At 65.6% G+C, this 10,941-nt stretch carries 8 protein-coding genes, 1 pseudogene and 2 riboswitches; of the genes and pseudogenes, 4 read left to right on the forward strand and 5 right to left on the reverse strand.

The features are described from left to right. The 3 genes and pseudogenes from cobO to cobA all read right to left on the reverse strand — a co-directional run. Positions 1 to 603 carry a cob(I)yrinic acid a,c-diamide adenosyltransferase gene (cobO, locus tag AB3X89_RS32210; protein WP_013091616.1) on the reverse strand — a complete coding sequence of 201 codons (603 nt, stop codon included), beginning with the start codon at positions 601 to 603 and terminating at the stop codon, positions 1 to 3. Next, entirely contained in the window at positions 600 to 1,046 is a 447-nt protein-coding gene (locus AB3X89_RS32215; RefSeq protein ID WP_368586877.1) for a cobalamin biosynthesis protein, read from the reverse strand. Before AB3X89_RS32215 ends, cobO begins: the two co-directional genes overlap by 4 nt. Positions 1,047 to 1,097: 51 nt before the next feature. Then, positions 1,098 to 1,823, reverse strand: a pseudogene (gene cobA, locus AB3X89_RS32220) (uroporphyrinogen-III C-methyltransferase); the annotation flags it as partial. Between the two features lie 245 nt (positions 1,824 to 2,068). Beyond that, a riboswitch (cobalamin riboswitch) is annotated at positions 2,069 to 2,337 on the reverse strand. A gap of 80 nt (positions 2,338 to 2,417) precedes the next feature. After that, a riboswitch (cobalamin riboswitch) is annotated at positions 2,418 to 2,696 on the forward strand. Between the two features lie 201 nt (positions 2,697 to 2,897). Between cobA and cobW the strand changes: the two are divergent. The 4 genes from cobW (at position 2,898) to AB3X89_RS32240 (ending at position 9,580) form a co-directional block, all read left to right on the forward strand. Beyond that, positions 2,898 to 3,989: a cobalamin biosynthesis protein CobW gene (cobW, locus tag AB3X89_RS32225; RefSeq protein WP_368586871.1), complete on the forward strand. Its 1,092-nt coding sequence runs from the start codon at positions 2,898 to 2,900 to the stop codon at positions 3,987 to 3,989. A 13-nt stretch (positions 3,990 to 4,002) separates the two neighbouring features. Further along, the gene (gene cobN, locus AB3X89_RS32230; protein ID WP_368586872.1) at positions 4,003 to 7,821 is read left to right on the forward strand and encodes a cobaltochelatase subunit CobN; all 3,819 of its coding nucleotides are present in this window, start codon (positions 4,003 to 4,005) and stop codon (positions 7,819 to 7,821) included. Further along, on the forward strand, positions 7,818 to 8,909 hold the full coding sequence (locus tag AB3X89_RS32235; RefSeq protein ID WP_368586873.1) for an ATP-binding protein: 1,092 nt from the start codon (positions 7,818 to 7,820) through the stop codon (positions 8,907 to 8,909). Before cobN ends, AB3X89_RS32235 begins: the two co-directional genes overlap by 4 nt. A gap of 131 nt (positions 8,910 to 9,040) precedes the next feature. Next, the gene (locus AB3X89_RS32240; RefSeq protein ID WP_368586878.1) at positions 9,041 to 9,580 is read left to right on the forward strand and encodes a magnesium chelatase; all 540 of its coding nucleotides are present in this window, start codon (positions 9,041 to 9,043) and stop codon (positions 9,578 to 9,580) included. Between the two features lie 65 nt (positions 9,581 to 9,645). On the opposite strand, the gene AB3X89_RS32245 is transcribed toward AB3X89_RS32240, so the two are convergent. Continuing rightward, a complete protein-coding gene (locus tag AB3X89_RS32245) occupies positions 9,646 to 10,590 on the reverse strand; it encodes a flagellar brake protein (protein WP_368586874.1) in 945 nt (314 codons plus the stop codon). Next, positions 10,520 to 10,941 (reverse strand): hypothetical protein (locus tag AB3X89_RS32250; RefSeq protein WP_368586875.1); only part of this gene is annotated, 422 nt, incomplete at its 5' end. The genes AB3X89_RS32245 and AB3X89_RS32250, both read right to left, overlap by 71 nt.

Consider the following 10,941-nt stretch of genomic DNA (forward strand, 5'->3'; position numbering starts at 1 on the left):
TCAGAACTCCACGCCGCGCTGCGCCTTCACACCCTGCTCGCGATACGGATGCTTGATCGCGCGCATTTCGGTGACGAGGTCGGCGGCTTCGATCAGCGCATCGGGCGCATGGCGTCCGGTCACGACGACGTGCAGCATCGGCGCGCGCGCTTTGATCACCGCGAGCACTTCGTCGAGCGGCAGGTACTCGTACTTCAGCACGGTGTTCAGCTCGTCGAGGATCACCATCTGGTAGTCGCCGCTTTCGATCATCCGCCGCGCTTCGTTCCAGCCCTTGCGCGCGGTCGCCATATCGGCTTCGCGATTCTGCGTGTTCCACGTATACCCGTCGCCCATCGTGACGAAATCGCATTGCGCGATTGCGCCGAGGAAATCGCGCTCCGACGTATGCAGCGCGCCCTTGATGAACTGCACGACGCCCAGCCGCATGCCGTGGCCGAGCACCCGCACGGCCATGCCGAACGCGGCCGTGCTCTTGCCCTTGCCCGTGCCGGTGTTGACGATCAGCAGGCCTTTTTCGACGGTCGCGCTGGCCTGCTTCTTTTCGTGGCCTTCGCGGCGGCGCTCGGTCATGCGTTGATGCGATTCGGGGTCGGTTTTCATCGAAGGTCCTGGTCTTGAGGGGTGGGATGGAAGGGCGCTACGTCGCCGGCTGCGGTGTCGGTCGCCGCCGCAATTGCAATGGTGATACCAGCGTGCGTGGTCTTGGGTACGACCAGACGTGCGGTTTGCGCGATTGTCGCGGAGACCGAAGCTGCTGCCGCCAGTAGCGCACAGGGTTCGCACACACCGTCGACACCAAGATGCGCGCGCGCGGCCGCCGACGGCGCCGCGACCGGCGCGGCCGCGATCTGCTCGCGGCTGAACAGTTGCAGCGGCAGTTGATGGCGTGAACAGAATTCGAGCAGACCTGCTTCGTTGGCTTTGGTGTCGATCGTCGCGATGGTGCGGATCCGCTCGAAGGCATTCGAACCGAGTGCTGCGCGCACGGCGGCTTCGATGTCGCCGGCATCGCTGTGCAAGCGGCAACCTATGCCGACGCTCAGCGTTTTGAGCGCGTTCGCAGCTTGTTCGTGATCGACTCGGCCGTCGCGGTTCGCCGCTTCACGTGCAAGCGCGAGCGAGGCCACGCCGCCGATCACGACGATCGCCGGCGAGCCGAGCCCTGCGCGCACGACCGCCTCGGCAAACTCGCGCAGCGGCGCGAGCACGTGACGCTGCTCGGGCCGCGTCGCCGACTCGATCGCCGCACAGGGTGTATCGGCGGACATGCCGGCCGCGAGCAACGCGGCGACGATTTCGCCGAGCCGCCGCATGCCCATATAGATCACGATCGTCATGCGGGTCGCGGCGAGCGCGGCCCAGTCCGGTTCGCCGCTGCCGGCGCCGTGGCCGGTGACGAACACGACGCCCTGCGCGTAATCGCGATGCGTGACCGCGATGCCGAGCGTCGCGGGTGCGGCGATGCCGGCCGTAATGCCGTTGATCACGTCGACTTCGATACCCGCCGCCTGCAGCGCCTGCAATTCTTCGCCGCCGCGGCCGAACACGAACGGATCGCCGCCCTTGAGCCGCGCGACGCTGCGTCCCGCGCGCAGATGCCCGAGCATTTGCGCGACGATGTCCGCTTGCGGCGTCGACGGATGGCCGCCGCGCTTGCCGACGTACACGACTTGCGCGTTGGCGCGTGCAAACTGCAGTACGTCGGGATTGACCAGATCGTCGACCAGCACGACATCGGCCTGCGCGAGCGCACGGGTGGCCTTCAGCGTCATCAGTTCGACGTCGCCGGGACCGGCGCCGATCAGCCAGGCGCGCGTCATCGCGGCGTGCATGGCGCATGCCATGCGGAGATGGGAGGAGAGGAGCGGCGTGCGACGGTGCACGCGGCAGTGAATATAGAGGTCATGCAATACAGCGAATCCAGGCGCGGCCACTCATGCGGCTCGCGGCGGATTCTTCAGAGAGAGAACGCCACGAAACGCGCGATGCCACGTTTCTACGCCTTCACATCCGTTCCCCGCGGATTCCGGCGGCCGGCGGCGCAACCTGATGCACGGGTGCATGGGGCGCCGCCTCCGCGTCTGGCCGGTATCCGGGCTGGCGGCCTCACGCGCTTCGCCTTCCCGTCCTTGTTTGCGAATCTGCGGATTCGCGGGGCAGTGGCATCAAAAAACGCATGCGCGGCACGGTGGAATCGAAGCTGGATCGAATCGCGCGCCGCAGGTCGCTTACCGTTGCGGGGACAGCACAGGTTGAACGCGCGACGCGCTGCCTGTTTCCCGTTTAACTGCACATGCGAGTGCATGTGCGGGCACCAAACGCGCGCATACGATAGCACATGGCGCCTTGCCAGATAAGCCTCGGCGACGCTTTCCGGCGGCCTGCGTTCCTTGACTGCGCATGCCCGGGGGCCTACACTCGCACGCACTTTGGGTGCTCGCGTGCGCGTTCGTGCGCATGCGGTTAAACGGGAAACAGGGAGCCATCTGCGCTAGAGCGGCTAACCTGTGCTGTCCCCGCAACGGTAAGCGAAAAGCGGTTCCGGCTTGATAGCCGGGCACCGCGGTGCCGGCTTCGATGTCTTCGCGCAAGGTCGCGTCGACATATCACCACTGGACGAGAAACCACTCGGCCGGGAAGGGGAAGCGGCGCTTTCGCCAGCCCGGATACCGGCCCGAAGAAGCAGAACGACCGCCGCGGGGATGCGGCGGCGCGTTCATGACCTCAGTTCCGCTTTCTGTATTTCCGTTGTCGCGGCAATGCCGTCGTTCGTCCCCGTGTCTGGTGATCGCTGGTACTGTGCGCGTGATTCATTCGCTCCGTTCGCCAGCCGATGCCGACCGATGCGCGGACTTTGCGGCAGACCGATGCAACGCAAAGGGATGGACCTCACGATGCAAACTCAATTGCGCAAGATTCCCGTCACGATCGTCACCGGCTTTCTCGGCAGTGGCAAAACGACGTTGCTGCGGCACATCCTCAAGCATGCGGGCGGCAAGCGCATTGCGGTGATCGTCAACGAGTTCGGCGAACTCGGCATCGACGGCGAAATCCTCAAGGGCTGCGGCATCGGTTGCGATGAAAACGGCGTCGAGACCGAAGGGCAATTGTATGAACTCGCGAACGGCTGTCTGTGCTGCACCGTGCAGAAAGAGTTTTTCCCGGTGATGGAAAAACTCGCGGAGCGGCGCGACGAACTCGATCACGTGTTGATCGAAACCTCGGGGCTCGCATTGCCGAAGCCGCTCGTGCAGGCGTTCAACTGGCCGCAGATCCGCAACGGCTTCACGGTCGACGCGGTGGTGACGGTGGTGGACGGCCCGGCCGCCGCAAGCGGCCAGTTCGCCGAGAACCCCGTCGCCGTCGATGCGCAGCGCAAGGCCGATCCGAATCTCGATCACGAGTCGCCGCTGCACGAGCTGTTCGAAGACCAGTTGTCGGCCGCCGATCTGGTGATTCTGAACAAGACCGATCTGATCGACGACGCGCGGCAGCACGAAGTGGAAGCCGCGATCCGCGCGGAGATTCCGCCGCAGGTAAAGATCGTGCGCGCGCAGCAGGGACAGCTCGACCTGCATACGCTGCTGGGGCTCGAAGCGGCGTCGGAGCAGACGATCCACCTGCGGCACGACCACCACGGTTCCGCCGACGACCCCGATCATCATCACGACGAATTCGATTCGGTCGTCGTGCAGGCATCGGTGCCGTCGCGCGACGCGGCGCTCGCCGCGTTGCAGACGCTGGTCGAAAACCACACGATTTACCGTGTCAAAGGCTTCGCGGCACTGCCGGGCGCGGCGATGCGTCTGGTGATCCAGGGCGTGGGCCGGCGCTTCGACAGCTACTTCGACCTGCGCTGGCAGGCGGGCGAAAACGGCGACGGCGCCCCGAGCCGCTTTGTGCTGATCGGAGAAGACCTCGATCGACCCGCGCTGCAACAGGCTTTCGACGCGGCGCTCGGCGCGACGTCGAACGCGACGGCATAACGGGCGCACCAGCATGCATCTGCTGCGCACGACGCCGGGCGGTTTCGTCGACGATACGCAGGGCGTGATCCGCATCGATCAGCAGCCCGCCGATATCGTCGTGCTCAGTTCCGCCGACACCACGCTGTCGCTGCTCGCGAGCGTGGTGCCGCGTCTTGGCGACGGCTTCCCGAGCGTGCGGCTTGCGAACGTCACGTATCTGCGTCAGCCGGCCTCGGTCGATTTCTATCTGGACGACGTGTTGCAGCATGCGCGCGTGGTCGTCGTCGATCATCTCGGCGGCGAAGCGTATTGGCCGTACGGCATCGAGCAGGTCGTCGCGCTCGCGCAGCGCAAACAGCAAACGCTCGCGATGTTTTCCGGCGATCTGCAGGAAGACCCGAACCTGCTCGCGCGCAGCACTGCGAGCGCCGAGTTGTGTCAGCAGTTGTGGCGCTATTTGCGCGAGGGCGGTCCGCAGAACGCCGAAGCGTTTTTGCGCTGCATCGCGTATCGCGCGATCGGCTGGGGGCGCGAGCCCGAGCCGCCGCGCGCGTTGCCGGCCGCGTCGCTGTATCACCCCGAGCGCGATACGCCTACCGTCGCCGATTGGCAGGCGCGCTGGCGGCAGGACGCACCCGTCGTCGGGATCCTGTTCTACAAGGCGCATCTGCAGGCCGCCAATACCGCGGTGTTCGATGCGCTGATCGATGCGCTCGAAGCGCAAGGGCTCAATCCGCTGCCGCTCGCGATCACGTCGTTGAAGGATGCGATGAGCCGCGATGTCGTGCAGTCGCTGTGCACGCAACATGGCGTCGCGCTGGTGCTGAACACGACCGCGTTCGCCGCGTCCGCGATCGACGACCCCGAGCCGCTCGCGCTCGCCGGCGACGCGCCGGTGTTCCAGGTGATCCTGAGCGGCGGCAATCGCGAGGATTGGCTGAAAGACAACCACGGCCTGAATTCGCGCGACATCGCGATGCACGTCGCGCTGCCCGAAGTGGACGGGCGCATCATTACGCGCGCGATCAGTTTCAAGGGTCTCGCGTATCGCTGTGCGCGTACCCAGGTCGATGTGGTCCGCTATCAGCCCGATCTCGAACGGGTGCGTTTTCTCGCCGAGCTGAGCCGCCGCTGGTGCCGTTTGCGTTCGCTCGATAACGCCGACAAGAAAGTCGCGTTGATTCTCGCGAACTATCCGATGAGCGAAGGGCGCATCGGTAATGGCGTCGGGCTCGACACGCCGGCATCGGTGGTCGGCATTCTGTCGATGCTGCGCGATGAGGGCTATCGTGTCGGCGAACTGCCCGAGCACGGCGACGCGTTGTTGAACAGGCTGACCGAGGGCGTGACCAACGATCCGGTCGTCCGCGATCTGCGTCCGGCTCTGCAAAGTCTCGCGCTCGACGACTATCTCGCGCATTTCAACGCATTGCCGGCGAGCGTGCGCGACGCGTTGAACGCGCGCTGGGGCAAGCCCGAAGAGGACCCGACGCTGCGGCGCGGCCGCTTCATGATCGCGGGTTGGCGCTGCGGGCAGGTGTTCGTCGGCATTCAGCCTTCGCGTTCGCGCGAGCAAGGCGACTACGCGAGCTATCACGATGCGGAGCTCGTACCGCCGCATGCCTACCTCGCGTTCTACTTCTGGCTGCGCCACCAGTTCGGCATCGACGCGGTCGTGCACGTCGGCAAGCACGGCAACCTCGAATGGCTTCCGGGCAAAAGTGTCGCGTTGAGCGACGCGTGCTGGCCCGATCTGATTCTCGGACCGATGCCGCATCTGTATCCGTTCATCGTCAATGATCCGGGCGAGGGCAGCCAGGCGAAGCGGCGTGCGCAGGCGGTGATCATCGATCATCTGATGCCGCCGCTTACGCGCGCTGAAAACTATGGGCCGCTGCAGGACCTCGAACGCCAGGTCGACGAATACTACGAAGCGTTGATGGTCGATTCGCGTCGCGCAAAGCTCTTGCGTCGCACGATTCTGACGACGATCGTCGAGCATCGGCTGCACGAAGAGCTGAGTCTCGCGGCGCCCGACGGACAGGACGATGAAGACGCGCTGCTCACGCGCGTCGATGCGTGGCTGTGCGAGCTGAAGGAAGCGCAGATTCGCGATGGTCTGCATACGTTCGGGCAGTCGCCGCGCGGCGTGCAGCGGCGCGATACGCTGCTCGCGCTCGGGCGCTTTCCGGTCGGCGATGGACAGGGCGGCAAGGCTGGGCTCGTCGACGCGCTGGCGCGCGATCTGCGCATCGATCATCTGTTCGATCCGTTGAGCGTGGATTGGGCCGCCGCATGGGACGGCCCACGTCCTGATGTCTTGCGGCGGATCAGCGATGCACCGTGGCGGCATTACGGCGATACGCGCGAGCGGCTGGAGGTGCTCGCGGGCGAGCTGTTGCGCGGCGTCTGCGGTGTCGATTGCGATGACGCGGATCGTTCGCAGGCCGTTCCTGTAGCCGACGAAAGTCTGCAGCAAGCGGCACAGGTAATTGCACGCCTGCGCGACGACGTGCTGCCGCGCCTCGACGCATGCGGCCCGCAGGAAATGACGCAGCTCAAGCGCGGCCTCGAAGGACGTTTCGTGCCGCCCGGTCCGAGCGGCTCGCCGTCGCGCGGACGGCCCGACGTGCTGCCCACCGGCCGCAACTTCTACTCGGTCGACACGCGCGCGGTGCCGACGCAAGCCGCGTGGGCACTCGGCCTGAAATCGGCGCAGCAACTGATCGAGCGGCATCTGCAGGAGCATGGCGATTATCCGCGCGCGATCGGCCTGTCGGTCTGGGGCACCGCAACGATGCGCACCGGCGGCGACGATATCGCGCAAGCGCTCGCGCTGCTCGGCGTGCGGCCGAAGTGGGCGCCGGGCAGTCATCGCGTGACGGACTTCGAGATCATGCCGATCGAAGCGTTCGATCGGCCGCGTATTGACGTCACGTTGCGCGTATCCGGTTTCTTTCGCGATGCGTTCGCGAACGTGATGCATCTGTTCGATGCGGCCGTGCAGGCGGTTGCCGAACTCGACGAGCCGGCGGAGCTGAATCCGATTCGCGCGCGTGTGCAGCGCGAACGCGATGCGTTGATTGCGCGCGGCATGGACACGGCGGAAGCGCGCAAGCGCGCCGGCTGGCGCGTGTTCAGCGCGCGGCCCGGCGCGTATGGCGCAGGTCTGCAGCAGATGATCGACTCGCGCGAGTGGCAGACCGACGCCGATCTGGCGAACGCGTATCAGGCGTGGGGCGGATATGCGTATGCGCAGAAGAGCGCGGGCGAGGAAGCGCATCAAGCGTTTGGCGCGCGCCTCGCAGCGCTGGATGTGGTGCTGCAGAACCAGGACAACCGCGAGCACGACGTACTCGATTCGAACGACTACTACCAGTTTCAGGGCGGCATGGTCGCGGCGGTACGGCATCTGGCCGGTCAGCAGCCGCGTGTCTATCACGCCGATCACAGCAATCCTGCCGCGCCGCGCGTGCGCACGTTGCAGGAGGAGATCGCGAGCGTGATCCGCTCGCGCGTGGTCAATCCGAAATGGCTCGATGGCGTGAAGCGCCACGGCTACAAGGGCGCGGCCGAAATCGCCGCGACCGTCGACTATCTGTATGGCTACGACGCGACCGCGCGCGTGATCGCGGATCATCAATACGCGCTCGTTGCCGATGCTTATCTGAACGACGCCGATACCCGCGCGTTCATGCAGCGGCACAACCCGCATGCGCTGCATTCGATCTGCGAGCGTTTGCTCGAAGCGATGCAGCGAGGGCTGTGGCAGCAGCCGGGCGACTATCGCGCGCAGGTGGAAGCGCATCTGCTTGCGAGCGAACAGCAGATCGAAGGAAGACAAACATGAATGGAGCGATGCGAAGAACGGACGACCTAGGCAGCGCGGGCTCTATTTCGGGCACGGCGTCGCGGCCGGTTTTTCCGTTTGCCGCGCTGATCGGCCAGGCCTTGTTGCAGCAGGTGCTGGTGCTTGCCGCGATCGATCCGGGCTTGGGCGGCGTACTGATCAGCGGACCCCGCGGCACCGCGAAGTCGACTGCCGCGCGCGCGCTTGCCGAGCTGCTGCCGGAAGGGCAGCTCGTGAACCTGCCGCTTGGCGCGAGCGAGGATCGCCTGATCGGCACGCTCGATATCGAAACCGTGTTGCGCGACGGCTCGGTGCGCTTCTCGCCGGGGCTGCTCGCGAAGGCGCATCGCGGCGTGCTGTACGTCGACGAAGTCAATCTGCTGCCCGATGCGCTCGTCGATGCGTTGCTCGATGCGGCGGCGAGCGGCGTGAATACCGTCGAACGCGATGGCGTGTCGCATAGTCATGACGCGCGCTTCGTGCTGATCGGCACGATGAATCCCGAAGAGGGCGAGTTGCGGCCCCAGCTGATCGACCGCTTCGGTCTGATGGTGGAGTTGCAGAACGCATTCGAGCCGCAGGTGCGACAGGCGATCGTCAAAGCGCGGTTCGCGTTCGATCTCGATCCCGCGGGGTTTCGTGCCTCTTATGCGGAGCAGCAGGCTTCATACGTGCAGCGAATTCGCTCGGCGCGCGCGGCGCTGCCGCTGCTTGCGTTCGATGACGCCGTCCATGCGCGTGTGAGCGCGCTGTGCATCGACGCAGCCGTCGACGGCCTGCGCGCCGACCTCGTGATGCTGCGCGCGGCGCGCGCGCTGGCCGCGTTCGAACAGAGGGATGTGGTGACGGTCGGACATGTGGATTGCGTCGCCGATGCGGTGCTGCTTCATCGGCGGCGTCAGCATGATTCGCAGCCTGCGAATCAGCGTCAGTCGGACAGCGAGGCGCGATCGCAGGAAGTCGTTGGGGGGGCGTCTGGCGATTCGGCGACATCTTCCGCCGACCCCGACTGGGGCTACCTGCCGCCCGAGCCGACCGGGACTGTGCCTGTCAAAGGCGTCATTCCGCTCGACGCAAAAAAACGCTGAGCCATCGGAAGGGCGCCGCCGCTGACTCGCGCAGCGGTTTTCGATGGCCGCAAGGCGTCAGAGCGGGTTTGCGCGATACGTCGCGCGGCGAACCGGGCCGGCGCATTGCATGGCCACCGACGCTCGCCGCGATGCGCGAGCGCACGCTGCGTCGCGAGCATCTGCGCTTCGCACGCGAAGCGCCGGGCGGCGGAGTGCTGCATTGCTTCGTGCTCGATTGCTCCGGGTCGATGCTGGCGGGGCAACGCCTTGCGCTCGCGAAGGGCCTACTGACTGCCTTGTTCGACCGTGCGAGTGCGATGCGCGCCGAGGCTGCGCTGATCTGCTTCGGCGGTGCGGGCGCTGACGTACGCTTCGGCCCCGCCGTGCCGCGCTGGTGGAACGAGCGATGGCTCGCGCCCGTGGGCGGAGGCGGTGGCTCGCCGCTCGCGTCGGGCGCGCGGAGCGCCGCGCATTTGCTCGAGCGCTGCGCGCGGCGACGGCCGGCCCAGCAGCGTTGGCTCTGGATTCTGACCGACGGCCGCACGCGCGACGAACCCGCGCGGCCGGCCGGCGCCGACGAAGTCGTGTTCGTCGATTTCGAGCGTGGTGCGATACGGCTCGGCCGTTGCGAAATGCTCGCCAATGCGTGGGGAGCGCGGCGGTTGACGCCTGAAGAGTTGATCGGCTGATCGATGTGTGCGCAGAGAGCTCGGACTGCTCCGTTCGCGCGCGCGTTGCTTGCCAGCCGGAGCGCTTATTGGAGTCCGTTGGACCAGTGCTGCACGTCCTCCTGACGATCGAACACGAAGACCTTCATCGCCATCTGTTGAGCGGAATCGAGTTGATCCAGTTCGAGGCCATGCATGGACGGCTCGCCAGGCGTCTTGCCCTTCTGAACGTTGCGGATCACTGCCGTCGTCTCGATCTGCGAATAGAACTCGGCCGACTTCAGCCGGAATGCGATGCGCAGTCGGTCGCCGACCTCGCCCAGTGTCCACGACGCACACAACGACATGCCGAGCGCGCTGATGCCCTTGGCGACGCCAAGGCCCTCGTACGTGTCGCCGGCTCCACCTATGCCAAACCGCACGGGCAGATGCGCGTGGACGCGGATCGATTTGCGCTCGCGTAGCCGGCGGACCATGCCAGGCCTCGACAACACGACGTAGTCGAACGGCACGCGGCAGACCGCTTCGACCGTGCAGACGAAACGGAACACGGCCTGACTCGCGATCGCCACGAGCTCGATGTTCTCGCCGGGCGTGAGCGGCAGCGGTTGGCCCTGCTGGATCGGCGGCGTGACGAACAGCGCATGATTCGGCGCGAAACCGATGATGCGGCATGGGTGCATCGGCGCGCCGCTGCCGAGTTGCGAGCGCATGCCGATCAATGCGCCGATCTCAAGGTGCATATCCTTCAGCGTCAGCTCGGCGGGCTGGTCAGGCTGGGCCGTGGGCGCCGGCGGTTGTTGTGCGCCGAGGTCGTGCAGGTCGCCGCGGTGCGGGCGGAAGTGTTGAAACAGAAAGGCGCGTTCGTCGGCGGTCGCGAGCGTCGTCGCGCTTGCGAACAGCAGCGTGCCGTCGGCATCGACGATCGGCCATGGCAGCGGCGTGCCTACCGGCACCGAATCAGGCTCGAGCGCCGGCGATGCAGCGGCGCGCTGGGTTTCCTCGACGTGTGCGTCGACGGGATGGTCCATAGTCGGCAGCTAATTTAAGTGGCGGGATGATCTGATTGACGGCGAGGAGGGGTAAAACTTTAACTTGGGGAGCGGTGGTGGGTTTCCGGACTTCGACGGATTGAATCGGATGGCTAACTAATTTTGCTTCTTTTTTGATCTGACGTGAGTTGAGTCTTTTGTGAATGTGGGCAATGAGATTGAGATGAGAGTCTTTGCTCCCAAAAGAAATTCGCAGAAGGGGCTTGACGTGTTGTCGACCGCTCTCCATAATCTCGTTTCTCTGCTGCAGAAGCAGCGACGCAAACGAAGCGGTGCCGGGTAGTGGTGGTTCAGGCGCAGCGGGTTGGGCGGATCGATCTTTAAAAACTA

The organism is Paraburkholderia sp. BR14320 (assembly GCF_040948665.1).
Lineage (GTDB): Bacteria > Pseudomonadota > Gammaproteobacteria > Burkholderiales > Burkholderiaceae > Paraburkholderia > Paraburkholderia youngii.